We start from the raw sequence: 14000 nt of genomic DNA on the forward strand, positions 1-14000 counted from the left end.
TAGGTGGGCTAGGCGATGTGGCGCCAGTCGAGCCCTGAATCTTGATCGGCCAGTTGCAGCCAGTCCGGGTCGCACCCGAGGGTGTCGACAAAACATTGCCGGGCCAGCTGCGGCAGGTTGTTCTTGCTGCTCAGATGGGCCAAGACCAGGTGTTGCAAGCCCTGCCAGCCCAACTCGGCCACCAGGAATGCCGCCTGATGGTTGTTCAAATGTCCCAGCTCACCGCCCACCCGTTGCTTGAGAAAGTACGGGTAATGACCGCGCGCCAGCATGTCGCGGCAATGGTTGGACTCGATCATCAATGCATCGAGGTCCCGGTAATTGTCCAGCACCCGCTCGCAGTACGATCCCAGGTCGGTGAGCAGGCCGAAGCGCCGCTGTTCCTGATCGCTGAAGACATACTGGGTCGGCTCCTGCGCATCATGGGCCACGGCAATGACCCCGACGTTCAGCGCACCGATTTGCAGCTGCTCGCCACCGGCCAGAAAGCCTGCCGGCTCGAGCGGTTTGCGCATCCCGCGCAGTGTGCCGCGACTGAGGTAGACCGGCAGATTGTAGCGCCGAGACAGCAAACCCACGCCATGCACGTGGTCGGCATGTTCGTGGGTCACGAGTATCGCGCTCAGTTGCGCCGGGTGAACACCCAGGCGCAACAGGCGTTTTTCGGTTTCCCGCAGGGAAAAACCACAATCCACCAGCACGTACGTATCAGCACTGGCGATCAGCGTGCCGTTCCCTTGGCTACCGCTGCCGAGAACGGCAAAACGCATGATTGATCAGCCCAGATTGTCCTGAATCACGCTCAGCACTTTACGCGCCACATCAGCTGGCGCGACGGTGTTGATGTTTTTCTCGACGGTCACCTGAATGTTCTCGCCGACCTTGCTCAGGCGCACCTGATAACGCTCGGCACGGGCTTCCACTTCTTCCTTGCTCGGCGCGCTGCCGAACAGGCTGCTGAAGAAGCCTGGCTTGTCGTCTTTCTTCTCGGCTTTTTCGGCCAGGTTGATGTAGTACAGGCCCAGGCTGCGGTTGATGTCTTCAACGCGCCATTCGCCCTGTTCCAATGCACGACCAACGCTCGACCAGGCACGGTCCAGGTCGGTGCCGACGTTCAATACCGGGTTGCCGCTGCCATCTTCGCTGAGGCTGACACGGCTTGGCGCGTCGAAATCACGCGAAGCCAGCATCGATACCGAACCGCCCTTCTCGGACGTACGGCTCATGCTCGCGAGCATGTCGTCGACCAGCGCAGCGTCCAGGCCGGTGTTGACCGAACGGTTGGTGAAGGCGACATCGGCGGTGCTGCCGGCAGGACGCTCGGCGCTGACCACGTAGATCTCACTGGTGTTGCGCTGCACGCCAGGCTCGATGCGTACACGCACGCGGGTTTCGCTGTCGCTGGCGATGCCGGCCGCGCTCAGGCGCTTGGCCATCGATGCCGACAGCTCATCGGAGTGCTGCCAGGTAGTGGTGAACTCGCCGGTCTGCGGACGCTGTTCATCCAGGCGGAAACCGTTGTCCTGGAAGAACTGCAGCGCCACTGGCCAGACTTCGGCCGGCGGATGCTGGGCCACGACCCAACGCGAGTCGCCGCTCTTCTGCAGCGAGTAATCGCTGGCATCGGCCACGGCGGACAACGGCTGCGGACGCGGCACGATGTATTCGCCCTTGGCGGTGTCATCAGCAACGTTGCGCGGGATCGGCAACAGCGGATCGAGACGCTTGGAGGTGTTCACATCCGGTGGCAATTGCATCGGTGCAGTCTGTTGCGCTTGCAGGTAATCGCTACCACGGTCGCGGAAATAACCTTCCGGCCCCCAGACCCATCCGCAGCCGCTGGTGCTGGAGATAATCAAGGCAAGTGCGGAAAGTCCGGCCATTCGCTTCATGCGTTGTACTTCCTCAATTAAACCAGGACGCTGCACTGGCGCAGGGCCGTGCGAAGCGTTTCGTGACAAGGTGTGCTCAGCCAGGTCAGTGGCAGGCGGATGCCTTCGTGCATCAGGCCCATTTCGACCAGAGCCCATTTCACCGGAATCGGGTTGGCTTCGATGAACAGGTCTTTGTGCAGCGGCATCAGTTTTTCGTTGATTGCGCGTGCGGTGTCGGCATCGCCCTTGAGCGCGGCCTCGCACAGGTCGGCCATTTCACGCGGCGCGACGTTGGCGGTCACCGAGATGTTGCCTTTGCCGCCCAGCAGGATCAGTTCGACAGCGGTCGGATCATCGCCGGACAACACGATGAAATCCTTGCTCACGCCATCGATGATCGCCTTGGCACGCGTCAGGTCGCCGGTCGCTTCCTTGATACCGATGATGTTCGGCACGGTGGACAGGCGAATCACGGTCTCGGCCTGCATGTCGCAGGAGGTGCGGCCGGGAACGTTGTAGAGAATCTGCGGAATGTCGACCGCTTCAGCGATGTGCTTGAAGTGCTGGTACAGACCTTCCTGGGTCGGCTTGTTGTAATAAGGAACAACCAGCAGGCAGGCGTCGGCGCCGGCTTCCTTGGCGTTGCGGGTCAATTCGACGGCTTCGCGGGTCGAGTTGGCGCCAGTACCGGCAATGACCGGAATGCGCCCGGCAACCTGTTTGACCACGGCTTTGATCACGGCGATGTGTTCGTCTACATCAAGGGTTGCCGACTCGCCGGTAGTACCGACCGCGACAATGGCATGGGTGCCGTTCTTGAGGTGGAAGTCCACGAGTTTGCTGAGGCTGTCCCAGTCAAGACGCCCTTGTGCATCCATGGGAGTGACCAGTGCCACCATACTGCCCGCAATCATGAAACCGCTCCTGCCGGAAAAAGAGAGCGGTAATGGTACTGGCGCCAAGATGCTTGCACAAGCGAAGTACTGCGCTGCCGCCATTCCCCTTGGCGCCGCTTTTCGCTACCCTTCAGACTTTGATCGGTACTGATCAGCTTGTACGCCGGGTTTCTGCCTCCCGTTTCGGCCTTCCAGACCCTGTTCCTGCGTCGCCTTAACGTGCTCGTGCGCCAATGGCGCGAGCCGCGAGCGCTGACCGGGTCGCTTTGAACGGACCGCCACAACAGGCACCTTCCGGCATTCAACGTCTCAACCTACCGACCGCTCATCGCTTTAGGAATGCTGCATGTCCACCCCCACAGTTCGCGAACAATTCCTTGTCATCAGTGCTCTCGGCGCCAACCCGATGGAGCTGACCAACGTGCTGTGCCGCGCCAGCCATGAAAATCGCTGCGCCGTGGTGACTTCGCGCCTGACTCGCCACGGTGAGTGCAGTGCGCTGGTTCTCGAGATTTCCGGGAGCTGGGACGCCCTCGCGCGCCTCGAAGGCAGCCTGCCCGGCCTCGCCAAGAAACACGCATTCACGGTCAACGTGGTGCGCAGCGCACCGCTGGAAAACCGCCCACAGGCATTGCCGTATGTGGCTTACGTCAGTTCGGCGTATCGCCCGGACATCATTAATGAGTTGTGCCAGTTCTTCATGGACCACAACGTCGAGCTGGAAAACCTGACCTGCGACACCTATCAGGCACCACAGACCGGCGGCACCATGCTTAACGCCACGTTCACCGTGACGCTGCCGGCCGGCACCCAGATCAGCTGGCTGCGCGATCAGTTCCTCGATTTCTCCGATGCGATGAATCTGGATGCGCTGATCGAGCCTTGGCGCCCACAAAACCCAATGTAAGGAAGCTTTAATGGCTGTTGTCATCGACCAACCGGTTGCCGATTTCGAAGCACCTGCCACCAGCGGGCAAACCGTCAGCCTGGCAGCGCTCAAGGGCCAGCAAGTGGTGATCTACTTCTATCCGAAGGACAGCACCCCGGGCTGCACCACCGAAGGCCAGGGTTTTCGCGATCAATACGCCGCGTTCAAGGCTGCCAACACGGAGATCTTTGGCGTCTCCCGCGACAGCCTGAAGTCACACGAGAACTTCAAGTGCAAGCAGGAGTTTCCGTTCGAGCTGATCAGTGACAAGGACGAAACCGTCTGCCAGTTGTTCGACGTGATCAAGTTGAAGAAGCTGTACGGCAAGGAATACCTGGGCGTTGATCGCAGCACCTTTCTGATCGACAAGGATGGTGTGCTGCGTCAGGAATGGCGTGGTGTGAAGGTGCCGGGGCATGTGGATGCGGTTCTGGCTGCTGCACAGGCCTTGAATAAAGCCTGATGGTTTTGCATTGAATTTACCGCCGCTTTCGCGAGCAGGCTCGCTCCCACAGGGAATCGTATTCCAAATGTGGGAGCGAGCCTGCTCGCGAACGGCCCTCGAGCCTGGCCGGGCAATTCGGATCAATCGCTAAAGCAGCGGCGCCACCACCGGCTCTTTTCGTGGCCATGCATCGAGCACAGCCTTGAACAGCGTCGCCAGTGGAATCGCAAAAAACACGCCCCAGAATCCCCACAGCCCGCCAAACAGCAGCACCGCGCAGATGATCGCTACCGGGTGCAGGTTGACCGCCTCGGAAAACAGCAGCGGCACCAGCACGTTGCCGTCCAGCGTCTGAATGATTCCGTAAACCGCCATCAGATAGATGAACTGATCGCTCCAGCCCCACTGGAACAAAGCAATCAGCAGGACCGGAACAGTCACCACCACCGCACCGACATACGGCACCACCACCGACAGGCCCACCAGCAACGCCAGCAGCGCCGCGTAGTTGAGACCGAGCGCGATAAAAGCGATGTAGGTCACGCCACCGCAAATGACGATTTCGATACCTTTACCGCGGATGTAATTGGCGATCTGCCGGTTCATTTCCTGCGCAACGCGGGTAATCAGCGCGCGCTCACGGGGCAGATACCCACGCACCCACTCACCGATCATCGCCCGGTCTTTAAGGAAGAAAAACACCAGGATCGGCACCAGCACCAGGTAGATCATGATGTTCACCAGCAGCGGCAGACTCGATAGCGAGAAAGTCAGCGCCCACTGGCCGAACTTGCCGATCTCGCCGCGCGCCGCCTCAATGGCTTGCAGCACTTGCTCATCGGAGACCAGATGCGGATAGCGCTCCGGCAGCAACAACAGCAACGATTGCCATTTGGCGAGCATTCCCGGCAGCTCATTGAACAGGGTGATCAACTGATGCCAGAGCAGCGGCAGCACGACGACGATGAACAGCATCAACGCGCCCATGAACAGCGCAAACACCAAACCCACCGCGACACCGCCCGGCACGCGCATACGCTCAAGCGTGACCACCAGCCCCTGCATCAGATAAGCCAGCACCATGCCGGCCAACACTGGCGCAAGCATGCCGCCGAGGGTGAGGACCGCGGTGAAGGCGAGAAACAGCAGCACCGCCAGCACCACCGCTTCCTCATCGGAAAAATAGCGCTGAATCCAGTCGCGCAACACTTTGAACATCAATAATCCTCAGGTTTTGACGCTGTCGTTTTCAGGCTTTTTTCAACCAGTAACGGAAGATGCCGGCTTCGTCCTCTTCCCGCAGTAGCGCATGACCGGCGAGTTTGGCAAAGGTGCGAAAGTCGCGTTGCGAGCCCGCATCCGTAGCAGTCACCTTGAGTACTTCGCCGCTGGCCATTTTGTTCAGCGCCATTTTTGCCTTGAGCAACGGCAACGGACAGTTCAGGCCAGTGGCGTCCAGTTCTACGTCAGGGGCTACAGCGTCACTCATTGCGTCACTCCGGTTCAGGTCTTGAGCTGCCTAGAATATCTGGTCGCAGCGTTGGTGTCCGGCTACAGTAAGGTCTTTGTCTTCTAAGGCTTTGTGCATGACTTTTCTGCGCCCTACCCTGCTGACGCTCGCTTGCCTGCTCGCCTCACCAGGCTTTGCCGACGATCTGCCGTCACTCGGCGACGCCAGTTCTGCCATTGTCTCGCCACAACAGGAATACCAGCTCGGCCGCGCCTGGCTGGCCATGTTGCGCAGCCAGGTGTCACAACTCAACGACCCGCAATTGAAAGACTACGTTGAATCCAGCGTGTACAAACTGGTGGAAACCAGCCAGGTCACCGACCGGCGTCTTGAATTCATCCTGATCAACAGCCCGCAACTCAACGCCTTCGCGGCGCCCGGCGGCGTGGTCGGGGTCAATGGCGGACTGTTTCTCAACGCGCAGACCGAAGGCGAATATGCCTCGGTACTCGCACACGAACTGGCGCACTTGTCGCAACGCCACTTCGCCCGCGGTGTCGAGGCTTCGCAGCGCATGCAGGTGCCGATGATGGCTGCGCTGCTGGCCGGGATCGTCATCGCTGCGGCCGGCGGTGGTGATGCCGGGATTGCGGCGATTGCCGGTAGCCAGGCGGCGGCGATTCAGGCGCAACGGACCTTCTCCCGGCAGAACGAACAGGAAGCCGACCGCATCGGCATCCTCAACCTGGAAAAGGCCGGCTACGACCCGCGCTCGATGCCGACCATGTTCGAACGCCTGATGCGCCAGTATCGCTTCGATGCCAAGCCGCCGGAATTTTTGCTGACGCACCCGGTGACCGAATCGCGTATCGCTGACACCCGCAACCGCGCCGAACAGGCCAAACCGGGCGGTATCGAAGACTCCAAACGCTATCAACTGATCCGCGCGCGGGTGCAGTTGATCTATGAAGAAACACCGGGGCTGGGCGCCAAGCGTTTCCGCGCGCTGCTGGACGAGAACCCGAAAAACGATGTGGCGCGTTATGGTCTGGCCATCGCGCAGATCAAGGGTGGGCAACTGAACGAGGCGCGCGAGAATCTCAAACAACTGCTGGCAACATCGCCGAACGAGATCATCTACAACCTCGCTCAGGTCGACCTGGATATCACTAACAACCGCTTGCCCGACGCACAGTCACGGGTAGATCGCATGCTGACGCAGTATCCGGGCAACTATCCGCTCAATCAGGTGCGCGTGGATCTGCTGCTCAAGCAGAACCGTGCGCCGGATGCCGAGAAAGCCCTGGAAGCCTTGCTCAAATCGCGCCCGGACGATCCGGACGTCTGGTATCAAGTGGCGGAAACACGTGGCTTGTCGGGCAACATCATCGGCCTGCACCAGGCTCGAGCGGAATATTTTGCCCTCGTTGGCGACTATCGACAGGCTATTCAGCAACTGGACTTTGCCAAGCGCAAGGCCGGCAGCAACTTCCCGCTGTCGTCCCGCATCGATGCCCGCCAGCGTGAGCTGATGGAGCAGGAGCGCATGATCAAGGACATGATGGGCTGAGGCCTGGTCGCTGAGATAAAAGCTTCAGGCATAAAAAAACCGCCTCTTTCGAGGCGGTTTTCTTTTTATCTTCCCAGCGGATTATTCGGCCAGTTTGAAGGTGATAAAGCTGGCGCGACCCTGGCGCAGAACGCGCATCGACACCGAGCGGTTCTTCGGCAGCGCCTTGGCGATATCCGTGAACTCCTTGGCCGAACCGATGGCCTGGTTGTTCAGGTGGGTGATCACGTCGCCTGGCTGCAGGCCGATCAGGGCGGCAGGACCATCCTGCACCTCCTTGATCACCACACCACCTTTAAGGTCGTAGGCTTTCTTCTGCTCAGCGGTCAGCTCGCCGACTGCAACACCGAGGCGGTTGCTGCTGCTTTCAGCGCCGGATTTCGCCAGCGTATCCAGCTCTTTGTCTTCGTCCGGGATCGCGCCGACCGTCAGCTCGACGTTCTTGCGCTTGCCCTCGCGGATCACCTCCAGATTGGCTTTGGCGCCAGCCTTCAGCGCGCCGACCAGATGCGGCAAGTCTGCGGACATGACGATCGGTTGGCCGTTCATGCTCAGAATCACGTCGCCGACCTGCAGGCCGCCCTTGGCTGCCGGGCCGTCATCCTGAATCTGCGCAACCAGTGCACCGGCTGGCTTATCCAGACCGAACGATTCCGCCAGATCCTTGTTCACTTCCTGGATCACCACACCCAGCCAGCCACGGCTGACCTTGCCACCGCTCTTGAGCTGATTGGAAACGTCCATCGCGACATCGATCGGAATGGCGAACGACACGCCCATGAAGCCGCCGGAACGGGTATAGATCTGCGAGTTGATGCCGACCACTTCGCCGTCGAGGTTGAACAGCGGGCCACCGGAGTTGCCCGGATTGATCGGCACGTCGGTCTGGATGAACGGCACATAATTTTCATTCGGCAGGCTGCGGCCAACGGCGCTGACGATGCCTTGAGTCACGGTGTGGTCAAAGCCGAATGGAGAACCGATGGCGACAACCCACTGACCGGCCTTCAGATCCTGCGACTTGCCGAGCTTGAGTACCGGCAGATCCTTGCCTTCGATTTTCAGCAGCGCCACGTCGGAGCGTGGGTCAGTGCCGATCAGCTTGGCTTTCATCTCGCTGCGGTCAGCCAGACGCACGAGGATTTCGTCAGCGTCGGCAATCACATGGTTATTGGTGAGAATGTAGCCATCCGGGGAAATGATGAAGCCCGAACCCAGCGATTGCGCTTCACGCTGGCGACCATCACGCGGGGAGCGCTGTTGCGGCGGCATGCCACGTTCGAAGAACTCGCGCAGCATTGGCGGCAGGCCCTCCAGATCGGGCATCTGCTGATTGACCTTGCGATCCGGCAGTTTCTGCGTGGTACTGATGTTCACCACGGCTGGCGAAGCTTGTTCGACCAGTTGGGTGAAGTCAGGCAGATCGGCCGCCTGCGCAGCAGGAACTGCCTGACCGAGCACCAGCACGGTGGCAAAAATGGAAAGATAAGACTTCAAGCTAAGTATCGACATACAGCTCCCGTTACGACGAGCAGGGTTAAGCGATATGGAGCAAGCAACACCGGAAACCACAGACCGGCATTTTTGTTCCGGCAACAACAAACAAGGCCAGAGCCGTGAGGCTCTGACCTATAAAAAATTTCCGGGGTATTTGCAAATGAAAATGCTCAGCAAACATTTCCACGCCTCGTTGATGAAACGCGAATCGCTGAAATCAGCTCACTGTTTGCTGGTTGCGGCGCCATCGGTATTTCGCATCGACAAAGCAATTCGTTCGGCGGTGCCGATCGGGATCTCGCCGACCACGGTTACCATCATTTCGCCCGAAGGCGTGGTCAGGCGACGGGACACAGCAACGGTCGGGCCGAGTTGCGTGCGGGTATCGGTCACCGTCGCGCCATTCAATGGCTCGAGAAAAACCGAGAAACGCGCAAGACCGTCGTCGTACAGCAGGCTGTTGACCTGCGTCTTGGTCTCGGCGTCTTTGTGCGATGCACTGCTGGTCAGTTCGAAACCCGGCGGCAGCCAGTCCGAATGCCAGGTTTGCGCCGTTTTGACTGCCGATGCCTTGTCGCTGTCGAGCTTGACTGGCTTGCAATCGGCATTGGCCTGCAAGTCACCATCAGACGGCACTTCATCAGTGTCGAGGCTGGTGAACTGGAATCGCTCGAGCAACTGCCCCTTGTCATTCAACAGCAACGACTTGAGCGGCAGACCCGTTTTTTTGTCCAGGTGCAACTCGAATCCGTAGCGATGCTGATCACGAGGCGTCAACGCCACGATCACGGCATCTCGGCCGGCCACACGCGACTTGCCAATGACGGCAAGGTCATACCAGTTTTTCAGCTTTTTGGGATCAAGAGGACGAGCCGCAGCATTGGGCGAGTCTCCCAGCCCGGCAATCAGGGTGCCGCTGACGCATTGAGTATGCCCATCAATGCGCACGACTTCCTGAGCCGAACCGTCGAGCTGAAGCAACCGCTCGCGGACCTGGCCGTTCTGGACGCGATGCCAGATGTTGTGGGTAGAAAAGCTACCGTTACGCTCGTAAACGAAAGTACCGTGAAAGCTTTGCTGCTGCTCGGCCTGGCCCAGCCGGGTCAACCAATCCTGGGCCTCATCAGCGTGGGCTGGAATAACGAACCAGCCACTGAGCAGAAGCGAAAGTAGAGGTATGGCGCGCATGATCCTCCTTAACGGTTTTCCAGGCTTGCGGCACGTGCATAAGGCAGCGCGCTTTCAGTGCCTTTCAAAGCAGCCTGTTGGGCATGCTGACGAAGGTAACCCGGCAGACGCTGATCATGCCAGCCTGGCTGACCTTGCAGCACGCCGTTGGCCATAGGGCCAGTGGCTTCAGAGCTTTCGCTGTAGCCTGCCAGAACAGCCGGGCCCTTGACTTGCGGGGTGGCCAGCGTTGGCTGATTGGACTGCTGAGCCAGTTCGACGCCAGCGATCTCGTCCTGGTTGTACAGGCGAACACCCGCCAGCACGGCAACCGTCACCGAGGCTGCAACAGCCAGACGGCCGAGGCTGCGCCATGGGCTGCGAGATACTTTGGCCGGGGCCGTTTCGTCTTCCAGCGCAGCAGACACTGCCGCAGCGATATCCAGACGCGGAAGCAGCAGATCCTTGTGCATGGCTGCCCGAGCGATCTGGTAACGAGCCCAGGTCTCACGGGTTTCAACATCATCCAGTGCATTGAGCACTCGACGCAACTCCAGTTCGTCCGCTTCGTTATCCATCACTGCGGACAGCGATTCCTGCAGGGCTTCACGACTCATGGCGTTCCTCTCTTGGCTGTCGCCGCTGTCTCAGTTTTCCTGCAACAACGGTTGCAGGGCTTTGTCGATGGCCTCCCGAGCGCGGAAAATCCGGGAGCGCACGGTACCCACCGGACACTGCATGACGCTCGCAATGTCCTCGTAACTCAGACCGTCGAATTCGCGCAAAGTTAAAGCCGTACGCAAATCTTCTGGTAGTTGCTGGATGGTTCGATGGACAGTGCCTTCGATCTCATCCCGCAGCAACGCACGTTCTGGTGATTCGAGATCCTTGAGGCCGTGATCGCCATCGTAGAACTCTGCATCCTCGGAACTTACATCGCTGTCCGGCGGCCGGCGGCCGCGTGAAACCAGGTAATTCTTTGCCGTGTTAATGGCAATACGGTACAGCCACGTATAAAACGCACTGTCGCCGCGAAAGTTTCCAAGCGCTCGATACGCCTTGATAAAGGCTTCCTGAGCCACGTCCTGGGCTTCATGGGTGTCGTGCACAAATCGCACGATCAACCCGAGAATCTTGTGCTGATACTTCAGCACCAACAGATCGAAAGCTCGCTTGTCGCCGCGTTGAACGCGCTCGACCAGCTGCTGATCCTCTTCCTGGGTTAGCATGAACACTCCTCGATAAGCCCGGAGGAGGCTTGCATAACTAAACGACCAGACTTGCAAACATAGACTCGGGCTTTTCGCAAAAGTTCTCCCCCTCCAAGCAAGTTTCCTGCGGGCTCTGATTTGACACGCACGAAAAACGCAGCGCGGGATGAACCGGCTGCGCGAATAATCTTGTCATCGGTTTCGCGGACCGCAATCCAACCACAGATTGCATACTGAAGCCGACACGTCCCTTATCTCTGGCACCGACTATTGATCTTGGGCCTTTGGCAAAAGTTCCAATTATTTATAGCCGCTACCTACCGACATTCGACAACCCTGCGTGGAAAAACCGTGTTTCAGCGCCGATACAGTCGCCTTCACCCTTTAGGGGTGAGAAAAACTTCCGACGAAGCGTGCGGTTTTTGCGAACACAGTAGTTTCACAATGCCATACCGGCCCGGCTATTGTGCCGTCCCACCCCTCTATATACTAGTGGGCTGTGTGGCTGTCTTGACTCGCCGATCCAGCTGTCTTGCGCCAACCCCGATCCGGGTCGCTTTGAGCGGAATCCTGAAATGAGCCAACAGTTTCAACACGATGTTCTGGTCATTGGCAGCGGTGCTGCCGGTTTGAGTCTCGCACTGACCTTGCCCGGTCATTTGAGCATTGCCGTACTGAGCAAAGGCGATCTCGCCAACGGCTCGACATTCTGGGCCCAGGGTGGCGTCGCCGCGGTGCTCGATGACACCGACACGGTCGAATCCCATGTTGACGACACCCTCAACGCCGGTGGCGGTCTCTGCCATGAGGATGCCGTGCGCTTCACGGTCGAACGCAGTCGCGAAGCCATCCAGTGGTTGATCGATCAAGGTGTGCCGTTCACTCGCGATGATCAATCCGGGACCGAAGACGGCGGATTCGAATTCCATCTGACCCGCGAAGGTGGCCACAGCCACCGGCGCATCATCCATGCCGCCGATGCCACAGGCGCGGCGATTTTCAAGACCTTGCTGGCCCAGGCGAAACAGCGACCGAATATCGATCTGCAGGAGCAGCGCGTCGCTGTCGATCTGATCACTGAGCGTCGCCTGGGCATGCCCGGCGAGCGCTGCCTCGGCGCCTATGTGCTCAATCGCAAAACCGGTGAAGTCGATACTTATGGCGCCCGTTTCGTGATTCTGGCCACGGGCGGCGCCGCCAAGGTTTATCTCTATACCAGCAACCCCGACGGCGCCTGCGGAGATGGCATCGCCATGGCCTGGCGTTCGGGCTGCCGCGTGGCGAACCTGGAATTCAATCAGTTTCACCCGACGTGCCTGTATCACCCACAGGCGAAGAGTTTCCTGATCACCGAAGCCCTGCGCGGCGAAGGCGCGCATTTGAAGCTGCCCAATGGCGAACGCTTCATGCAGCGCTTCGACCCGCGCGCCGAGCTGGCGCCGCGGGACATCGTCGCCCGGGCCATCGACCATGAAATGAAGCGCCTGGGCGTCGATTGCGTGTATCTCGACATCAGCCACAAACCCGAAGCGTTCGTAAAAAGTCACTTTCCGACGGTTTATGAGCGCTGCCTCGGCTTCGGCATCGATATCACCCAACAACCCATCCCGGTGGTACCTGCCGCGCACTACACCTGCGGCGGCGTGATGGTCGATCAGAACGGCCGCACCGATGTGCCGGGCTTGTATGCCATCGGCGAAACCAGCTTCACCGGCCTGCATGGCGCCAACCGCATGGCCAGCAACTCGTTGCTGGAATGTTTCGTCTATGCGCGTTCGGCGGCGGCAGACATTCTCGCGCAACTGGACGACGTTTGCGCGCCAAGCGCCCTGCCCGCCTGGGACGCCAGTCAGGTGACCGACTCCGACGAAGACGTGATCATTGCGCACAACTGGGATGAGCTGCGCCGGTTCATGTGGGACTACGTCGGCATCGTGCGCACCAACAAACGTCTACAGCGGGCGCAGCACCGCGTGCGGTTGTTGCTCGACGAAATCGACGAGTTCTACAGCAACTACAAAGTCAGCCGTGACCTGATCGAACTACGCAATCTGGCGCAAGTCGCCGAACTGATGATCAGCTCGGCCATGGAACGCAAGGAAAGCCGCGGCCTGCATTACACCCTCGATTACCCGCAGATGCTGCCCGAGGCGCTCGACACTATTCTGGTGCCGCCCACCTACGTCGGCTGAATTTGAGCCGTACGCGCAGGCGCCGATGCACATCGGCCGTCTGCGCGTCCCGGGGCACGCAGATCGACCTGACCTGCCACTCACCCCGCAAGCGAAACCGCAGCACCACGATCAGCGGCAGCGCAAGACTGTCACGGCACAACTGCGCCGCTTGCCAGCCATCAGCCTGACTCCAGACCTGCCAGCCATCGGCATCGCGGCGCAATCCACAGAATGCCGCTGGATGGCTGAGCAAAATCTGCTGCGGCAACACCCAAACGCCATGCAGCACGCAGCCGAACGCCGCGAACAGACTGGCCCACAAGGGAATCGACAATAGAAACAAAGCGCACAGGGCGAACGCCTGAGCCAACAGATACGCCGCCAGCAATTGCCGTGAGGCATGCCAGCGGCATTCGAACGTGTTACTTGGGCTGGACACGATCCAGAATCATCCGGACCATGCGCTGCAGCTCGGGGTCTTCAGACTCGCTGCGCTCCATGAACCAGCCGAACATGTCCTGATCCTCACACGTCAACAGACGGACATACAAATCGCGGTCCACCTGATTCAGCGTCGCGTAGACCTCCTGCACGAACGGCACCAGCAACACGTCAAGCTCAAGCATGCCGCGACGGCTGTGCCAAAAGAGGCGATTCAGTTCAACTTGTTCGACCATGGAGCCCTCCTCGAATTTGGCGGCAAGTATACAGACCCCGGGCGGGTCGCACAGTCGGCTTTGGTCGGGCACCACCGATCCTTTATCAACTACCCATTTCACCAACGCCCC

The 14000-nt window shown here is 59.5% G+C and carries 15 protein-coding genes; 4 read left to right on the forward strand and 11 right to left on the reverse strand.

Going from position 1 to position 14000, the window contains the following annotated elements:
* Positions 1 to 8 precede the first annotated feature (8 nt).
* Genes BLU24_RS21815 through dapA form a run of 3 tightly spaced genes read right to left on the reverse strand, consistent with a single transcriptional unit; the run spans position 9 to position 2788 of the window.
* The gene (locus BLU24_RS21815) at positions 9 to 770 is read right to left on the reverse strand and encodes an MBL fold metallo-hydrolase (protein WP_090282212.1); all 762 of its coding nucleotides are present in this window, start codon (positions 768 to 770) and stop codon (positions 9 to 11) included.
* 6 nt (positions 771 to 776) lie between these two features.
* The gene (gene bamC, locus BLU24_RS21820; protein ID WP_090282211.1) at positions 777 to 1892 is read right to left on the reverse strand and encodes an outer membrane protein assembly factor BamC; all 1116 of its coding nucleotides are present in this window, start codon (positions 1890 to 1892) and stop codon (positions 777 to 779) included.
* Between the two features lie 17 nt (positions 1893 to 1909).
* Positions 1910 to 2788, reverse strand: a complete 879-nt coding sequence (dapA, locus tag BLU24_RS21825; protein WP_090282210.1) for a 4-hydroxy-tetrahydrodipicolinate synthase — start codon at positions 2786 to 2788, stop codon at positions 1910 to 1912.
* A gap of 328 nt (positions 2789 to 3116) precedes the next feature.
* On the opposite strand from dapA, the gene BLU24_RS21830 reads away from it, so the two are divergent.
* Entirely contained in the window at positions 3117 to 3677 is a 561-nt protein-coding gene (locus tag BLU24_RS21830) for a glycine cleavage system protein R (RefSeq protein ID WP_090282208.1), read from the forward strand.
* 10 nt (positions 3678 to 3687) lie between these two features.
* Positions 3688 to 4161 (forward strand): peroxiredoxin, encoded by a 474-nt coding sequence (locus tag BLU24_RS21835; protein WP_093103790.1) that lies wholly within the window; start codon positions 3688 to 3690, stop codon positions 4159 to 4161.
* 129 nt (positions 4162 to 4290) lie between these two features.
* Here the strand turns inward: BLU24_RS21835 and BLU24_RS21840 are convergent, their stop codons facing one another.
* Both BLU24_RS21840 and BLU24_RS21845 read right to left on the reverse strand, forming a co-directional pair.
* Complete coding sequence (locus BLU24_RS21840; RefSeq protein ID WP_090282206.1) at positions 4291 to 5361, reverse strand: AI-2E family transporter; 1071 nt, start codon at positions 5359 to 5361, stop codon at positions 4291 to 4293.
* A gap of 31 nt (positions 5362 to 5392) precedes the next feature.
* Positions 5393 to 5632 carry a sulfurtransferase TusA family protein gene (locus BLU24_RS21845; RefSeq protein WP_093103793.1) on the reverse strand — a complete coding sequence of 80 codons (240 nt, stop codon included), beginning with the start codon at positions 5630 to 5632 and terminating at the stop codon, positions 5393 to 5395.
* Between the two features lie 97 nt (positions 5633 to 5729).
* Here BLU24_RS21845 and BLU24_RS21850 point away from each other — a divergent pair, with 97 nt between their 5' ends.
* Positions 5730 to 7163 carry a M48 family metalloprotease gene (locus BLU24_RS21850; protein WP_093103796.1) on the forward strand — a complete coding sequence of 478 codons (1434 nt, stop codon included), beginning with the start codon at positions 5730 to 5732 and terminating at the stop codon, positions 7161 to 7163.
* A gap of 81 nt (positions 7164 to 7244) precedes the next feature.
* Here BLU24_RS21850 and BLU24_RS21855 read toward each other — a convergent pair whose 3' ends face one another.
* The 4 genes from BLU24_RS21855 to rpoE form a co-directional block, all read right to left on the reverse strand.
* Positions 7245 to 8675, reverse strand: coding sequence for a DegQ family serine endoprotease (locus BLU24_RS21855; RefSeq protein WP_090282203.1), 1431 nt, complete (start codon positions 8673 to 8675; stop codon positions 7245 to 7247).
* A 207-nt stretch (positions 8676 to 8882) separates the two neighbouring features.
* Entirely contained in the window at positions 8883 to 9848 is a 966-nt protein-coding gene (locus BLU24_RS21860; RefSeq protein ID WP_093103799.1) for a MucB/RseB C-terminal domain-containing protein, read from the reverse strand.
* Between the two features lie 8 nt (positions 9849 to 9856).
* Positions 9857 to 10444: a sigma-E factor negative regulatory protein gene (locus tag BLU24_RS21865; protein WP_090282201.1), complete on the reverse strand. Its 588-nt coding sequence runs from the start codon at positions 10442 to 10444 to the stop codon at positions 9857 to 9859.
* Positions 10445 to 10474: 30 nt separating this feature from the next.
* Positions 10475 to 11056 carry an RNA polymerase sigma factor RpoE gene (gene rpoE, locus BLU24_RS21870; protein ID WP_003172477.1) on the reverse strand — a complete coding sequence of 194 codons (582 nt, stop codon included), beginning with the start codon at positions 11054 to 11056 and terminating at the stop codon, positions 10475 to 10477.
* Positions 11057 to 11613: 557 nt separating this feature from the next.
* On the opposite strand from rpoE, the gene nadB reads away from it, so the two are divergent.
* Entirely contained in the window at positions 11614 to 13230 is a 1617-nt protein-coding gene (gene nadB, locus BLU24_RS21875) for an L-aspartate oxidase (RefSeq protein WP_093103802.1), read from the forward strand.
* On the opposite strand, the gene BLU24_RS21880 is transcribed toward nadB, so the two are convergent.
* The gene (locus tag BLU24_RS21880) at positions 13199 to 13651 is read right to left on the reverse strand and encodes a protein YgfX (RefSeq protein ID WP_093103805.1); all 453 of its coding nucleotides are present in this window, start codon (positions 13649 to 13651) and stop codon (positions 13199 to 13201) included. The genes nadB and BLU24_RS21880 overlap by 32 nt on opposite strands.
* A complete protein-coding gene (locus tag BLU24_RS21885) occupies positions 13635 to 13889 on the reverse strand; it encodes an FAD assembly factor SdhE (RefSeq protein ID WP_007911418.1) in 255 nt (84 codons plus the stop codon). The genes BLU24_RS21880 and BLU24_RS21885 overlap by 17 nt, the downstream gene beginning before the upstream one ends.
* Positions 13890 to 14000 lie beyond the last annotated feature (111 nt).

The sequence above is a fragment of the Pseudomonas sp. Z003-0.4C(8344-21) genome, assembly GCF_900104975.1.
In the GTDB taxonomy this organism is placed as follows: Bacteria; Pseudomonadota; Gammaproteobacteria; order Pseudomonadales; family Pseudomonadaceae; genus Aquipseudomonas; species Aquipseudomonas granadensis.